Raw genomic sequence first — 14,101 nt, 5'->3', positions numbered from 1 at the left:
TCTATGGAATTGACTAGCATGATTGGCTTGAATTTGGCGAAGAAGGTGTTCCAGGCGCGCGGAACAGATGGTTCGGGTCACTTTGTTCTTCTAAAGAAATTGCGCAGAGGCTAGGTCCTCAAGCATTTTGCCAAGCTACCGCATTGCGTGGTTGCCTGTGTAAGTGCGCACTACTGGGGGTGTGAGATCGGTCGATTGGGCCATTTTATCCCTCCAACCTGTGTGAGATCATTTGCCAAACGTCAGAAGAACGATATGGCTTATGCGGAAGAAATCTGTGAAGCTTCGTGCCGACCAACGATGCGTTTTGTTGCCGTAAAAAGTGAAGCGACGCAGGCGTCAGCGATGATACATCGGTCTCGCGAGCCTTTGGTTCGGCAGTGCACTCATTTGACCATTGCTCTTCGAGGTCACCTTGGAGAGCTTGGCCAGTTCACGCCCCAAGGAAAAGCCAATTCTCATAAGCTTGTTGCCTTTTTGGACATTAGCGATAGCACGATCCCGGTTGCGGTCCGGGAATGTCTTGAAAGACTGATCAGCATGCTGGACCAACTGGATTGTCAAATCAAAGAGCTAGATGCCGAGATTACCCGCCGAGTACGGTCAATTGAAATGGCACTCCGCGTTATTGCGGTGCTAGGAATTGGCCCGCTCATCGCAACCGCAGTAATGGCCCTTACCCCGACGCAGGAAACGTCCCGTCGAGGGCGTGACTTCGCGATTTGGCTCCGGTTGGTGCCAAGGCAGCATTCAACAGGGGGCAAACAACGTCTCAGGGCGAAAAAAGATGCGAAAGCGTTCGCTCAGGCGATTGTTGATCAACGGTGCAAACAGCGTTGCAATTTAGCTTTCATTTAATAAGCCAGGAAGCGATCCTTAGCTTGCTAGAATGATTGAGCGCGTGCCACCACTGCTGGGTCGCGTAGCCCTGGCCAACAAAATGGCGAGGATCGCTTGGGCTCTGATGAGCAAGGGGAAAGTCCACCGAACTCCAATCACCCGCACATAGCGCATACGCGACGGTGAGGCAGCGGAAACGGAAAAGGACAAGGGCGGTTTGGCATCAGGATCGTGAGACCCGATCAGGAAAACCAGTTTTCAGCAGAGTGCTTTGAGCACGCGGTTCTGAGTTGGACTAGATCCGCTAACACCATACGAGTCAGAGGCATGAGCACAAGCCCCGCAACAGGCCGAACGCATGTCAGAAGTACCCGAACCAATGCCAAGGAACCGACATAAGTCACCTCTTTCGGAAAATGTGGACCCTTGAATGAGATCTTCACTTTCGGCTCCTGTGAAATTCAAGCATCCACTACAGAAACGACGCGAAGTCTGTCAGTTGGGAACAATGTTCGGACAGCCCCTCCCCACCCTTTTTGAACGAGACGCAATCTATCTTACGCGCATTATTCGTTATTTTTGCCGATTACATAAATTGGCTCTCAAAATCTTAGCCACTCTCGATAAGTATCGCTTATCAGTAACGATTGATTTCATCGCGCAAACCGCGCAGAATGAACCTCATGAAGCCCCCTGCCCCATATCTGCCCGCCGCCTCTCCGTCGCTTTCTGTCGAAGATCAGGAGGCGCTGACCGATCTCTACGTGCGCGGCACGCCCGCCAATACGCTGCGTGGTTCCGCTCGTCGCAGAACTGGCCAGATGGCGGAGCCATGGTGTCGGTAATCATTCTCGATCACGCACGCGACCTAGAACAGCCGCCTGTCAAGAATGCCCTCTCTCGCCCAGCACTGGCGACGTGGATATCACATGGGTATAGCTGACCAACGGGCTGATCCCTCCGGAACGGTGAGTTCCGGTCTCCGACAACGCTCCGTTGACCACCACGCCCCTGCCCTTGCTCCGATGTACATCGTAGGCGTGAAGGGGCGTAGACCATGGCTAATCCGCCGAGGACACGCCGACCGAACCGTGGACACAAATGTTCAAACGCAAAACGCCGGGCTTATTACCCGGCGTTTCGTTCAATCCGACAATCGGCAACCACTTTCTTACCCGTGGGTAAGATCGTCTTCCTCTTGCAAATCATCAATCAGGACAGCAATGGCCCGCTCCAGTTTTCCGCGATCTACACGCGTGAAATCCAGATCATACCGCAATTCGATGCGCCCGCTTGAGGCAGAGCATTTTGCGACCCCTGCCCTCCCCGAGACCTGGAACGTTGTCTTTGCGCGGCGTGTCTTACTCGCGCCCGCCGAGGCCGGTTTCTTTGCTGCCACGGGTTCGGATGTGACAAAGCTCCGCAGAATCTCCACTTCACGCGGACCGTCGCGGTCCGGCTCATTTCTCAACGCAGTGCTGACCTGACCGACAAGCCCGGGATTGGCGTCAAGTTTCCGCTTAAGCTCGACCCCTACATTGCGTGGGATGTCATTGGGGTGCTGCAGCACCTTGTCCAGCATCATCAAAAGACTAGCAAAGGACCGGATGTAGCTGCGTTTCGTGTAGCTCGCGGATTTGAACAGGATCGCCACCGCCTTGTCGACATCAGCACAGTCGTTCGCCGGGTCTTCGGCAAAGGCCCGTGCCAGCGCACCCATTTCGGCAAATGAGATATCCTTGCGGATCAGGTTTTCATCCACCATGCGCCGGTAGCTGTCGTGCAACCCGGCGGCCTCGGAAATGCCCGCAGGGATTTTGGCGTAGAGATCATCGCCGGTTTCCGCGTGCAATGCGCGGTAGGCGGACAGCCGACGCATGCCCTGGATCAGATCAAACAGGCCATCCGGGCGGCGTTCCAGACGGATCGGGTTTGACAATCCGATATCCCGGATCGAATCTTTCAACTCGTCCAGATCGGGGTCGAGGCCGGGCTTGCGGTCGCGGGTCAGCTTTTCCGTCACCACGTCGGCCAAAGCCACATGTTCGGTGATCAAACCTTCCGAGCGCAGCCGGACCAGTTCATGCGCCAGACGATCATTTTCGGCGCGGATCGTATCCTCGGTTGATTGCTGGTCGCGCAGGGCATCCGCGTTTTCGGAAATGGCCGTGGCCATCGGGCCGCGCCGTTTCTCCAGCACCTTGTCGGGGATTTTGCCGACCGGGATGTCCTCCATGGCTGGCATGTCGATGTCGAACATTCTACGTTTACGGCTCATGCGTCATCCTCCAGCTTGTCCCAGGCCGACAACATCACGCCCCGGAATTCTTCATACACGTTGTCAAAGGTCGAGCGGGCGCGACGCCAGGTCTCGCGCGTCATCTCGCGGTAATCCATCTCGTACACCGAACTCAGGAACCGGCCCGATTGCTCGACAGCGCGGGTCATTTCCACCGGGTGTTCAGCGACGTGTTCGCCGAACACTTTTTTGAACGCGTCAAACATGGCAAGGTGAAGGGCGTTGCCGGGCTCGTATCGTGTCAGCAGGAAGCGCAACTCGCAAAAGGTTTTCGGCAGGCCGATCTTACCCGTGGGTAAGGTCTTATCGAAGCCGTAGGCCAGATCCTCGAGCGCTTCGGCCAGCTGACCGATGAACGAGGTGGTTGAGTCGTATTCCCAGTAACCGGGGCCCGAAGGGATATACAGCATGTCCGCGGCAAACACCGCATTCATGGACTGGTAACCAATCGCCGGGGGGCAGTCGAACAGGATCAAGTCATAAGCATCATCGGGAATCTGATCCAGATAGCGCGACACAGCGGCGAAGAACGACCATTCGGGGTTCAGGTGCCGATACTGCGCCGAAGCGAATTCGACAAATGCGGCGTTGGCGCAAGAGGGGATGGCGTCGATGGTCGACCACGACGTCTGCTTGATGAAGTCGGAAATGCGCAGATCACCCAGGCCCATGCCGGTGATCGACGGCGGCAACTCGCGGCGGGGCAGGGCGGTGCCGGATTCGGCGGCGGCGGGGCGGTTGTTCATCCGCTCGGTCTCACGGATCAGGTCGCGGGCCATGATGCCCCAGACGGTGAAATCCTCGGCCACGTCGGTCAGGCCCATGGAATGGCTAAGCGTCGCCTGCGGGTCGAAATCGACCACCAGAACCCGGTAGCCATCCAAAGCCGCGGCGTGGGCCAAATGCAGCGCAACAGTGGACTTGCCCGCACCGCCTTTGAAATTGGCCACCGCCGCGCGCATGGCGCGTTTGCCGGCAGGGCGGGGGGGCATCAGGGATTTGCGGTTTACCCTCAGCCGGCGGCGCAGCTCATTCACCTCTTCCAGGCTGAACCAGCGCTGGCGGCCGTCGGGTTCAACCTCGCCGCCGGGTAGGGACGGATCGGCGGCCAGCTTGCCGCGAAAGGTGGACTGGTTCACCCGGAAGATCAGCTCCGACACCTCCCAGCTTGAAAACCGGCGGAGGGTTTTCTCCATCTCGGGGCTGAAAGTCTGCTGGCGAATCCAGCCCTGCATCTTGAGCGACTGGTTGCGCAATGCGTTCAGGTCTTCGTGCGTGTACATGCCTCGGGTCTCATTGTTTTGGACGCTAAATGTTATGCGTTTCCTATTTACGCTTGATTTGCGCTTTACGCAAAAGAAATTATGATCATAGTGTGATCTTACCCACGGGTAAGAAAATAAGGACCTTGGGAGTGCGAACCGATTCGGTGGACAGGGGGCCGAAACCGAGCGCCGCGGTGGACACCGACCTCAAGATTTAGGGGGTCGCTCTGGGTCGTTGCGGTGCATATAGGGGGACAAAAGGGACCAATAAGGGGTCATCCAGGATGTCCCCCATCACCAATACTTCACCCTTTTTCTTTATTTGATTTGAGGCCAAAGGGTCGCCAGACCGCGCCATTTTCACTCTCTGCTTGACAGAATCGAAGCTTTGGACGCTAATCAGGGCATCAAAGCGAAAAGCGTTGGCAAACGGCGCTGAACTGGCGGAAACATCCGTCTGAGGCAGACAGTACGGTGAGAAAAGGAATGCAGGTTGCCAAACCCGTCGGGCGCAATGCACCGGCTCTGAAATATGACATTCTGTCGGCTCTGGCCGTTCATGCCTTGTCGGGCGACAAGCACCGGCAGCGCAGCATTCTGCGCATTGTTGCGCTGATCACCACCCGGTATAATTGGCGAAAGAACGAAGTCTCGATCGGGCGCGAGGAGATTGCCCGACTCTGGTCTGTGAACGAACGCACGGTGAAACGCGAGATGGCCAAGTTTCGGTCCATGGGCTGGATTATGGTCAAACGCCCGGCGGCACGGGGGCGAGTCGCGGTTTATGAACTGGATCTGAAGCAGGTGATGATCGATACATCCGAGGTCTGGCCGGTGATCGGCCCGGATTTTCAGGCGCGGATGCAGGATAAACCTGAGGCCGAGACCAATATCGTTCCGTTCAAAATCCGTCCTCCGATGCCCGAAGATACCGGCGCTGAAGCCTGGAACCAGGTTCAGGCGATCTTGCACGGGCGCGACCCTGAACTTTGGGCCAGCTGGTTCCAGCATTTGACCGAGGCCGACCGGGCAGGGGGCGTTGTCACCCTGCTGGCCCCGTCGCGGTTCATGGCTGATTACATCGCCCAGAAGTGGACCGGTCGCCTGCTGGCCGCTTATAGCCGCGTGGACCCCGAGGTGCGCTCCTTACGCTTTGAAACGGTCGAATAGGGTGCCTAGGGGGCGGCGAAACGGTAGAATCGCGCGGCTGTTTCGCCGAAGACCTCTTGCTGATACCCGTCAGGAACCAGCGTGCGGTATCGCGAGATCAGGTCGGCGTAAGACGAGGACAGGCTGTCGACCGGGAAGTTCGAGCCAAACATGCAACGATGGGGCTGGAACTGGGACAGGCAGGCCTCGACAATGGGCCGGACGCTGTCGGCGGACCAGTTGTGATCGAACATCCCGAGCCCTGATAGTTTGCAACAGGCCTGCGGCAGCGCCGAGAGACTGCGCAGGGCGCGGGACCAGCGCTCGATCCCTGCTGTTGAGCGGTCGTGCGGGGAGCCTGCGTGGCACAGGGCGATTTGGGTGTTGGGGGCCTGGGCCAGCACGGCGGCGGTTTGTTCCATCAACTCCGGCAGCAACTGCAGGTCGAAGGACAGGCCCCGATCGCCTAACTGCCTGAGACCGCTCAGGAATCTCGGGTTGGTCAGCAGGTCGTTAGTGCCGGACGTCATGTCCTCACCCGGTGAGCGGCCAATGATCTGGCGCACGCCGCGCAGCGAGGGCAGGGTTTGCAACCGGTCAAGCTGTGCGCTGAGGTCATCTGCGGTCAGGTCGCAAAACGCCACCTGAACCAGCGGCCAGTCCGGGTTCGCGTCGGCGACGGTTTGCAGCCATTGCGCCTCGACCCAGGGGTCGGCGGCCCCGACCTGAATATGGACCGAGGCGGTGAACCCCGCCGCTGCGGCGTCCCGGCGAAATTCGGGCAGCAAGTAATCGCGCTGGATGGGTGCGGGATCGCCGAAGAAGCGGACCGCGCCTTTCTCCATCAGCCACGGATAGTGGACGGCGTTCAGATCCCAGAGGTGGTGATGCGCATCGACCTTCATTGCGGTTCAAGCCCTGTTGTGCGGGCCAGAATATCCACGCCCTGTTGGTTCCAGAAATGCAGAAGGTCAATGAAGATCCAGTTTTCCGCCAGCTTGTCGTCTGCGCGGCGATAGATGTCGATCACCCTGAATTCTCCGGGTTTTTCGGTTGCGGGCATGCCCATGAAACCGCCCGTGGGGATGGCGGTGAAGTTGGGCCAGCCGAAAAAGCCGCCATAGTGACCCTCGGCCAGACGGCAGATGTGGCGGGTTTGGGAGCGTTCGGCGAAGGCGGCGCGGAAGGGGCCCGAATGTTGCTGCGCGTAACGGTCGATTGTGTAGGTCGCGCCGATCCCCTCGGGGCCCCACCAGATCATGTCGTCATGCCAGGTGCGGGCCAGTTCCTCGGTCAGGGTCAGGCCGCTGTTCCACTGGCCGAGGTCTGAGATCATGGCGTTGATCGCCGCCAAGGTCCTAGCGCCTTCTTCCTCGGGCTGGTCTTCGGTCAGGATACCGTCATGGGTCCGTGGCCCGGGCTGAACCAGATGGGCGGCGGTTTGCGGGGGGAAGGGGTTCTGGCCCGCCTGTACCATCAGATTGGGGATGTCGAAATACATGGCCGTTTCGGCGATCTGCCCATGCGACACGCGATGAAACTCGCAATAGCGCAGAAAGGCCATCTTGCCGGTGGGGCGGATACCCAGCCACGGGGCGTCAAACAGGCCCATCAGGTGGCCCATCGAGACCACCCAGACATCCTCGCCCTGGTCCAGAGAGTTGCGACCGGCGAAGAAAATATCCTGTCGGCGCTGCATTCGTTTCAGGCTGTGTTTCAGCGGTTGCCAGAATTTTTCGGCAATCGCCTGCGCGCCGGTGATTTGGTCGAAGGGATGGAAGCCACGCCAGTTCATACCTTGTGCGCAAAACTGCTGAATTATGCCTACAAGATTTGCATCGTCCGCTGTTTCAAGGGCGTCGTGAAAGGCCAGGACCAGGTGTTTCTCTTTCTGGAAGCTCACAGTTTTTCCGTTCTTCGTCACACTGTTAGAGGGGGCGATGCAGGCTTTTGAATCGCCGTTTCGGCTTATTCTTGCATACGTATGCAAAAAAGTCTTGCCTGATTTGATGTATGCGACTTACAGTTTTGCAAACGTATGCAAACCGAATCCTTGCAGGGGGCACCATGGCGGAAATTCAGCTGCGCAATGTCGGCAAGCGGTGGGGGTCCTTTATCGGGGTCCATAATTTCGACCTGACAATTGCAGACCGGGAGTTTCTGGTTCTGCTGGGCCCCTCGGGATGTGGCAAGACCACGACGATGCGCATGATCGCGGGACTCGAGGATGTGAGCGAGGGCGAGATTCTGGTCGATGGCCGGGTCGTCAACGATCTGGAACCCAAGGACCGCGACGTGGCGATGGTGTTCCAAAGCTACGCTTTATATCCCAACATGAATGTCTATGAGAACATTCGCTTCCCGCTGAAAGTGCGGGGGATCGATCCGGCCACCCATGACGACAAGGTGCGCCGCGCCAGCGCGATGGTGGAGCTTGACGATTTCCTGCATCGCAAACCGGCTGAGTTGTCGGGCGGTCAGCGGCAGCGTGTGGCGCTGGCCCGCGCCATCGTGCGCGAGCCGAATGTGTTCCTGATGGATGAACCGCTGTCGAACTTGGATGCCAAGCTGCGGGTTTCGACCCGGGCGCAGATCAAGAACCTGAGCCACGAACTGGCGGTGACGACGATCTATGTGACCCACGATCAGATCGAAGCGATGACGCTGGCCGACCGTGTTGTGGTGATGAAGCAGGGCGTAGTGCAGCAGGTCGGAAGCCCGACCGAGATCTACGACCGCCCCGCCAATACCTTTGTCGCCAGCTTCATTGGCTCGCCCGCGATGAACCTGATGGACGGTGAGGTCACGGGCGGAGTGTTTCGTGCCGAACATGTCGAGATTCCGGTCGATGCACCCGACGGTCCTATGACGCTGGGATTCCGGGCCGAAGATGCCAGCCTTGCCGAAGGCGCAGGCCAGATCACCGCGCCGATCTACACGCTGGAGCTGCTGGGGGATGCCACCATGATCTCGGTCCGGGTTGGCGGTGCCTTGGTGTCGGTCAAGGCCGACAAATCCTTCCGCGCCGAGATTGGCGAAAACGTCTCGTTCTCGGTGCCGACAGAAATCTGTCACCTCTTCGAAGCTGGAAGCGGTGCGCGGATGGGGGAGCATCCCCAACAACAGCCCGCACGGGCATAACAGCGGTCCGGACGTCGACGACGGACCGATCCTGACAGGGAGAAACGCATGAAACTCAAGACGATCCTTTTGGCAGGGGCCATGGCCATCGCCGCAGGCGGTGCATCGGCGGCCTGTTCTTATGAAAACGAAGTGCCGCTGAAATCGCTGTCTGCGGGTTTTGAAGCCTGGAAAGCCGTGACCGACGCGATGGCCGAATGCGGCAATTTCAGCGCCTCGCTGGATCAGGAATTCCGCGAGAAGCAGCCCGAGGCCTTTGCGGCCAACCCCTCGCTCTATCAGATCGGCGGTGTTGCGAATGAAACCATGATCCCGCTGCTGAACGCGGGCACGATCCGTCCGCTGGATGATCTGGTTGCGAAATACGGGCAGGACCTGTTGCCCAACCAGCTGATCAAGGTGGATGGCAAGGTGATGGCGATTGCCATGATGGTGAACGCGCAGCACCTGATGTACCGCGACGACGTTCTGGCCGAGCTGGGCATCGAAGAGCCCAAGACCTATGACGATGTTCTGGCGGCCGCCGCCAAGATCAAAGAGGCCGGCGTGATGGAATACCCCATCGGCGGCACCTTCAAGACCGGTTGGAACCTCGCGCAGGAATTCGTCAACATGTATATGGGCGAAGGCGGGGCGTTCCTTGGCGAAGGCAACATGCCCGCGATCAACAACGAAAAGGGCATCAAGGCGCTTGAGACCATGAAGGCCATGACCGAGTTCATGGATCCTGAATACCTCGTGTCCGATTCCACCTATGTTCAGCAGCAGTTCCAGCAGGGCAAGATCGCCATGGCGAACCTGTGGGCCAGCCGCGCAGCTGCCATGAATGACGAGGCTGAAAGCCAGGTGGTCGGCAAGGTCACCATGGCGTCGGCCCCGATGGGCTCCGAGCGTCCCTCAACCACGATCTGGTGGGACGGCATCGTTCTGGCCTCGAACATGAGCGACGAAGAGGCAGACGCCGCCTTCCGTCTGGTCATGGAAGGGATCGACGGAGACATGGTCAGCGCCAACAATGACACCGCCGTCTGGCTGAACGCTGCTTACCAACCCGGCGAACTGGCCGCTGGCGCCGCTGCCTCGGCGGAAAACGGTGCGGGGGCCTACCCGGCCAGCGCTGCAATGGGTGTGCTGCACAGCGCGTTGGGCAATGGTCTGGCCGATTACCTGACCGGGGCCAAGGACGCGCAGACCGCACTGGCCGATATCGAGGCGGACTATATCACCGCTGCGAAAGAGGCTGGTCTGATCAGCAACTGATCCTCTCTGGGGAGGGCCCCGTGCCCTCCCTATTTCCCCACCCGAGAACCATGAGAAAGGCAGAGCCATGAATTTCAGGACATTTGCCGCCTTTGTTGGCCCCTCTGTCTTTATGATGCTTCTCTTTATCGCTTTCCCATTGGTCAGCGTGTTCAAGCAAAGCTTTTACATCACCCAACCCGTCTACGAGACGGTCGAAGTCGAGACCTGCACCCCCGGCTTTCTGACCCAGACTTGCGTCACCGAAGAAAAGTCGCAACCCAAGCTGGATGAGCATGGCGAGGTGATCACCCAGACCGAATATGTCGGCCTGCAAAGCTATCGCAACGTGCTGGAGCCTGAACGCGCGTGGCGCGCGATCACCGAGGGCAACTGGTCGGTCCTGTCCACGATCAACTTCTGGAAGGCGCTACGGTTCACGCTGACCTTCACGCTGATCACGCTGCCTCTGGTCATCGGGTTCGGGCTGGGCATCGCGGTTTTGATCAACAACGCCGCGCGGTCGATCCGCGGGCCGGTTATCTTTATCTCGCTGCTGCCCTTCATCATTACGCCCGTGATCGGCGCGCTGTCGATCAACTGGCTGTTCCGTGGTGACGGCATCCTGACAGCGCTGCTGGAATGGTGGCTGAACCGCGACATCGCGCTGTTTGCGCAGGCGTGGACGATTGAAATCCTGATGATGTTCTACCGTGTCTGGCACGTGGCCCCGTTTGCGGCCGTTGTGTTTTACGCCGGGCTGCAGACCGTCAATCAGGACAGTCTGGAAAGCGCCGTGATCGACGGGGCGACTCGTTGGCAGCGGATGAAATACATCGTCATTCCGCATCTGATGCCGCTGATCATTTTTGTCTCGATGATCCACCTGATGGACGCCTACAGGGTCTTCGAAGAGATCGTCGGTTTCTCGAGCCAAGCTTATGTCATCTCGCTGCAATGGCTGACCTTCGACTTCCTCGTGCCGGATCAGGCGGGCAACCGGTCGATCAGCCGGGCTTCGGCCAGCGCGATGCTGACCATGATCGGGATCGTCATTTTGCTGATCCTGCCGCTGCGCCGCACCTGGCGCGACCATAAAGGAGGCCACTGATATGTCCTCGCGCGCACTTCGCCAACCGCTCAGCCTGCGGCTGACCTCGAATATCTTCCTGGCGTTCTGGTGCCTTGTGGCCGCCTTCCCGATAGTCTGGATCGCGATCATGAGTGTCAAATCCCCCGTGGATGCCTATGACAGCAACGCCTTGAACGTGATCTTTGGCCCGGCAACTCTGGCCACAGGGAATGGGCTTTCGATTCTGGATATCATCCTAGGCATCGCGGTGATCTGGGGCGCGGCGATGCTCGTGACCAAAGTACTGCCCGCGAAGATCAAGGAATACACCGCGCCGGGTCAGGCATGGTTCGGCTGGGTGGTCGGAGTACTGGTCGCGCTGATCGCCTTCCTTCTGGTGTTCTTTGTGGTCTTGCCTGCGGTTCTGAATGTGTTGAACCCGCTCTTCGGCCCCTTGGGTCGCGATGTGTTGGGCATGACGACCGAGCATTACAAGACCGTCTGGGTTGACCGGGGTTTTTCAAACAATTTCAAAAACTCGCTGATCGTGACCGCCGGGGTTGTGACCGTGTCGCTGACAGTGGGAACTCTGGCGGGTTATGGACTGGCGCGGTCGGGCTCGACACTGGCCTTCTGGATCTTGCTGATCGCGCTTATCTTCCGCGCGCTGCCGCATTCGGTTCTGGTGGCGGGCTATCTGCCGGTCTTCATCAACTCAGCCGAATGGCTGGCACCTATTCTGGGTGAGAACGCACCGACGCTTTATGGCAAGCCTTTTGCCGTGATCGCGGTGCTGGTGGCGATCAATCAGCCGTTCACGATCTGGATGCTGCGCTCGTTCTTCCAGAACATTCCGGCTGAACTGGACGAGGCCGCGCGGGTTGATGGCTGCAACCACTTTCAGGCCTTCCGCCGGGTGATCATGCCGGTGATGTGGCCGGGGGTGATTACGACCGGGCTGTTCAGCTTCCTGCTGGCTTATAACGACTTTCTTGTAACCTCACTGCTGCTTGATGCGCAGAACCAGACGATGGTCCCCGCCATTGCGGGCATGTTCAACCGCGAGACAACGACGACCGACCAAGTGGTCGCTGTGGCCGCTGCGGTGTCGATCATCGCGCCGCTGTTCTTCCTTGTGATGATCTTCCAACGCCAAATCGTAAGCGGACTGACTGCTGGCGCAGTAAAAGGATAAAGAAATGAAGGGTTCCCGCCCGGAACAAGCCGTTCTGACCCGTGACACGGATTTGAGCAAAACCGAAGATACGCGCCGCGTGATCGAAACCATGGTGGACGGTCTGAACGACCATCGTATTGACGATATTGGTGAGTTCTTTTCGCAGGGTTTCCGCTGGATGGGCAATCAGGGCTGCGGCACCAAGACCGGCCTGAAAGAGTTTCAGGACAACTGGCAGCGCCCCTTCCAGGCGGCGTTTTCCGACAAGACCTGCATCGACGAGGCACGCCTCTATATGGGCGAATGGGCCGCTGCCTTTGGCCGGCAAGAGGCCACCCATTCCGGCGAGTTTCTGGGCATCGCCCCCACCGGAAAGCGGGTCGAGATCCGGTACATGGATTTCTGGAAAGTGGTGGACGGCAAGATTGTCGACAACTGGGTGAACGTGGATTTTGCCCATGTCGCCGCGCAGCTTGGTGTGGACCTGTTCAACGGCGAAGGCTGGGAAGCATTTGACCGAGGCGAGAAAACGCCGCCCCGGCCCGAAAACTGAGGATTGGAAAATGGCAATCGAGTATCTTAAACGCGGCAAATCTGACGCTGATCGGGCCGAAGACGATGCCAAAACCCGCGCTGTTGTGGAAGCGACGCTGAAAGACATCGAAACCCGTGGCGACGCCGCCGTGCGCGAGTTGAGTGAGAAGTTCGACAACTATGCGCCTGCCTCGTTCCGCTTGTCGCAGGCTGAGATCGACGCGCTGATCGGGCAACTGACCGACCGCGAACTGGCCGATATCAAATTCGCGCAGGCGCAGGTTCGGAACTTTGCGCAGGCGCAGCGGGATTCGATGCTGGATATCGAGATCGAGACGCTGCCGGGTGTGATCCTTGGCCATAAGAACATCCCAGTGCAGTCCGTGGGCTGCTATGTCCCGGGTGGCAAGTTCCCGATGGTGGCCTCGGCCCATATGTCGGTGGCAACGGCAAGCGTGGCGGGGGTGCCCCGGATCATTGCCTGTACGCCTCCGTTTCAGGGCAAGCCGAACCCGGCGGTGATTGCGGCAATGCACCTGGGCGGCGCGCATGAGATTTATGTGATGGGCGGTATTCAGGCCATCGGCGCGATGGCTTTGGGGACCGAGACCATTGATCCCGTTCACATGCTGGTCGGTCCCGGCAACGCCTTTGTCGCCGAGGCCAAGCGGCAGTTGTTTGGCCGGGTCGGGATTGACCTGTTCGCTGGTCCGACCGAGACGATGGTAATCGCGGATGAGAGCGCCGCCGATGCTGAGCTGTGTGCCACTGACCTGCTGGGGCAGGCCGAGCATGGTTACAACAGCCCCTGCGTATTGCTGACCAATTCGCGCAAGCTGGCCGAGGAGACCCTTTCGGAAGTGGATCGCCTGTTGGGCATTCTGCCGACGGCCGGGACCGCGAAAGTGTCTTGGGACGAGTATGGCGAGGTGATCGTCTGCGACACCTACGATGAAATGCTGCAGATGGCTGATGACATTGCCTCCGAACATGTGCAGGTGATGACCGACCGCGATGACTGGTTCCTTGAGAATATGACCTGCTATGGCGCGCTGTTTCTGGGGCCGCGGACCAATGTCTCGAACGGGGACAAGGTGATCGGGACCAACCACACGCTGCCGACCAAGAAAGCGGGGCGGTATACTGGCGGGTTGTGGGTTGGGAAATACCTGAAAACGCACAGCTATCAGAAGGTTCTGACCGATGAGGCGGCGACGCTGATCGGCGAATATGGCTCGCGCCTGTGCATGCTGGAAGGGTTCGTGGGCCATGCCGAGCAGTGCAACATCCGGGTGCGTCGCTATGGCGGGATCAACGTGCCCTACGGGGAAGCAGCGCCCTATCGGGAGGCGGCAGAGTAGGGGGTTCTGCCCCCGGCCTTTGGC

The 14,101-nt window shown here is 58.9% G+C and carries 12 protein-coding genes and 1 pseudogene; 9 read left to right on the top strand and 4 right to left on the bottom strand.

Going from position 1 to position 14,101, the window contains the following annotated elements; genetic code table 11:
* Positions 1–3 precede the first annotated feature (3 nt).
* Both ACR0JN_RS16020 and ACR0JN_RS16015 read left to right on the top strand, forming a co-directional pair.
* A pseudogene (locus tag ACR0JN_RS16020) lies at positions 4–1,009 on the top strand (IS110 family RNA-guided transposase).
* A 514-nt stretch (positions 1,010–1,523) separates the two neighbouring features.
* Positions 1,524–1,685: a hypothetical protein gene (locus ACR0JN_RS16015; RefSeq protein WP_480816328.1), complete on the top strand. Its 162-nt coding sequence runs from the start codon at positions 1,524–1,526 to the stop codon at positions 1,683–1,685.
* A gap of 326 nt (positions 1,686–2,011) precedes the next feature.
* Here the strand turns inward: ACR0JN_RS16015 and ACR0JN_RS16010 are convergent, their stop codons facing one another.
* Both ACR0JN_RS16010 and ACR0JN_RS16005 read right to left on the bottom strand, forming a co-directional pair.
* Positions 2,012–3,118 (bottom strand): ParB/RepB/Spo0J family partition protein, encoded by a 1,107-nt coding sequence (locus ACR0JN_RS16010; protein ID WP_480887065.1) that lies wholly within the window; start codon positions 3,116–3,118, stop codon positions 2,012–2,014.
* The gene (locus tag ACR0JN_RS16005) at positions 3,115–4,422 is read right to left on the bottom strand and encodes an AAA family ATPase (protein ID WP_480887063.1); all 1,308 of its coding nucleotides are present in this window, start codon (positions 4,420–4,422) and stop codon (positions 3,115–3,117) included. The genes ACR0JN_RS16010 and ACR0JN_RS16005 overlap by 4 nt, the downstream gene beginning before the upstream one ends.
* A gap of 468 nt (positions 4,423–4,890) precedes the next feature.
* On the opposite strand from ACR0JN_RS16005, the gene ACR0JN_RS16000 reads away from it, so the two are divergent.
* Complete coding sequence (locus ACR0JN_RS16000) at positions 4,891–5,574, top strand: DnaA N-terminal domain-containing protein (protein ID WP_480887061.1); 684 nt, start codon at positions 4,891–4,893, stop codon at positions 5,572–5,574.
* Between the two features lie 5 nt (positions 5,575–5,579).
* On the opposite strand, the gene ACR0JN_RS15995 is transcribed toward ACR0JN_RS16000, so the two are convergent.
* Positions 5,580–6,458, bottom strand: coding sequence for an amidohydrolase family protein (locus ACR0JN_RS15995; protein WP_480887058.1), 879 nt, complete (start codon positions 6,456–6,458; stop codon positions 5,580–5,582).
* On the bottom strand, positions 6,455–7,348 hold the full coding sequence (locus tag ACR0JN_RS15990; RefSeq protein ID WP_480887057.1) for an ester cyclase: 894 nt from the start codon (positions 7,346–7,348) through the stop codon (positions 6,455–6,457). The genes ACR0JN_RS15995 and ACR0JN_RS15990 overlap by 4 nt, the downstream gene beginning before the upstream one ends.
* 272 nt (positions 7,349–7,620) lie before the next feature.
* Between ACR0JN_RS15990 and ACR0JN_RS15985 the strand changes: the two genes are divergently transcribed.
* The 6 genes from ACR0JN_RS15985 (at position 7,621) to hisD (ending at position 14,077) form a co-directional block, all read left to right on the top strand.
* Positions 7,621–8,694, top strand: a complete 1,074-nt coding sequence (locus ACR0JN_RS15985; RefSeq protein WP_480887055.1) for an ABC transporter ATP-binding protein — start codon at positions 7,621–7,623, stop codon at positions 8,692–8,694.
* 48 nt (positions 8,695–8,742) lie between these two features.
* Positions 8,743–9,954, top strand: a complete 1,212-nt coding sequence (locus tag ACR0JN_RS15980; RefSeq protein WP_480887053.1) for an ABC transporter substrate-binding protein — start codon at positions 8,743–8,745, stop codon at positions 9,952–9,954.
* A 67-nt stretch (positions 9,955–10,021) separates the two neighbouring features.
* Entirely contained in the window at positions 10,022–11,044 is a 1,023-nt protein-coding gene (locus ACR0JN_RS15975) for a carbohydrate ABC transporter permease (protein WP_480887051.1), read from the top strand.
* Between the two features lies 1 nt (position 11,045).
* The gene (locus tag ACR0JN_RS15970) at positions 11,046–12,200 is read left to right on the top strand and encodes a carbohydrate ABC transporter permease (protein WP_480855175.1); all 1,155 of its coding nucleotides are present in this window, start codon (positions 11,046–11,048) and stop codon (positions 12,198–12,200) included.
* Positions 12,201–12,204: 4 nt separating this feature from the next.
* Positions 12,205–12,735 carry an ester cyclase gene (locus ACR0JN_RS15965; RefSeq protein ID WP_480887049.1) on the top strand — a complete coding sequence of 177 codons (531 nt, stop codon included), beginning with the start codon at positions 12,205–12,207 and terminating at the stop codon, positions 12,733–12,735.
* A 10-nt stretch (positions 12,736–12,745) separates the two neighbouring features.
* Positions 12,746–14,077: a histidinol dehydrogenase gene (gene hisD, locus ACR0JN_RS15960; protein WP_480887046.1), complete on the top strand. Its 1,332-nt coding sequence runs from the start codon at positions 12,746–12,748 to the stop codon at positions 14,075–14,077.
* Positions 14,078–14,101: the final 24 nt, after the last annotated feature.

This window comes from Ruegeria sp. G12, assembly GCF_056533565.1.
The sequence above is the reverse complement of the archived record's forward strand: the minus strand, read 5'-3'. Positions and strand labels throughout refer to the sequence as shown.

Excerpts from the sequence above, each read along its gene's own strand:
- ACR0JN_RS16015 (WP_480816328.1), top strand. The coding sequence starts at position 1,524 with ATGAAGCCCCCTGCCCCATATCTGCCCGCCGCCTCTCCGTCGCTTTCT.
- ACR0JN_RS16010 (WP_480887065.1), bottom strand. The coding sequence starts at position 3,118 with ATGAGCCGTAAACGTAGAATGTTCGACATCGACATGCCAGCCATGGAG.
- ACR0JN_RS16005 (WP_480887063.1), bottom strand. The coding sequence starts at position 4,422 with ATGTACACGCACGAAGACCTGAACGCATTGCGCAACCAGTCGCTCAAG.
- ACR0JN_RS16000 (WP_480887061.1), top strand. The coding sequence starts at position 4,891 with ATGCAGGTTGCCAAACCCGTCGGGCGCAATGCACCGGCTCTGAAATAT.
- ACR0JN_RS15995 (WP_480887058.1), bottom strand. The coding sequence starts at position 6,458 with ATGAAGGTCGATGCGCATCACCACCTCTGGGATCTGAACGCCGTCCAC.
- ACR0JN_RS15990 (WP_480887057.1), bottom strand. The coding sequence starts at position 7,348 with ATGAACTGGCGTGGCTTCCATCCCTTCGACCAAATCACCGGCGCGCAG.
- ACR0JN_RS15985 (WP_480887055.1), top strand. The coding sequence starts at position 7,621 with ATGGCGGAAATTCAGCTGCGCAATGTCGGCAAGCGGTGGGGGTCCTTT.
- ACR0JN_RS15980 (WP_480887053.1), top strand. The coding sequence starts at position 8,743 with ATGAAACTCAAGACGATCCTTTTGGCAGGGGCCATGGCCATCGCCGCA.
- ACR0JN_RS15975 (WP_480887051.1), top strand. The coding sequence starts at position 10,022 with ATGAATTTCAGGACATTTGCCGCCTTTGTTGGCCCCTCTGTCTTTATG.
- ACR0JN_RS15970 (WP_480855175.1), top strand. The coding sequence starts at position 11,046 with ATGTCCTCGCGCGCACTTCGCCAACCGCTCAGCCTGCGGCTGACCTCG.
- ACR0JN_RS15965 (WP_480887049.1), top strand. The coding sequence starts at position 12,205 with ATGAAGGGTTCCCGCCCGGAACAAGCCGTTCTGACCCGTGACACGGAT.
- hisD (WP_480887046.1), top strand. The coding sequence starts at position 12,746 with ATGGCAATCGAGTATCTTAAACGCGGCAAATCTGACGCTGATCGGGCC.